Raw genomic sequence first — 388 nt, forward strand, 5'->3', positions numbered from 1 at the left:
TCCTCGCCCACGCTGAGCAGTTGGGCCTTTCCCTTCCACTGGCGAGTGAGAGCCGCGCCCTGTCGGGCCGAGGGGTCTCCGGTCGGGTCGAGGGGCGTGAGTTGAGCCTGATCACCCCCCGCCACCTGGCAGAGCAGGCCGCCCTCGATCACGATCTGAGCGCTCGGATCGCCGAGCTGGAACACGCCGGCAAGACTCTCGCCGTGCTGGTCGAAGGCGAGCGCCCGCTGGGCCTGATCGCCGTGCGCGATGAACCTCGCGACGATGCCCGGGAGGGGCTGACGGCGCTGTCGCGCCTGGGCGTGCAGGCGGTGATGCTCAGCGGTGACAATGCGCGTACCGCCGCGGCCATCGGTGACAGCCTGGGCATCGAGGCACATGGCGAGCT

Annotated in this window: 1 protein-coding gene; it reads left to right on the plus strand. The window is 70.4% G+C overall.

Annotation, left to right across the window (positions count from 1 at the left end):
* A partial coding sequence (locus ETC27_RS16505) for an HAD family hydrolase (RefSeq protein ID WP_136256058.1) occupies positions 1-388 on the plus strand: 388 nt, incomplete at both ends.

It is taken from the genome of Onishia niordana, assembly GCF_004798965.1.
In the GTDB taxonomy this organism is placed as follows: Bacteria; Pseudomonadota; Gammaproteobacteria; order Pseudomonadales; family Halomonadaceae; genus Onishia; species Onishia niordana.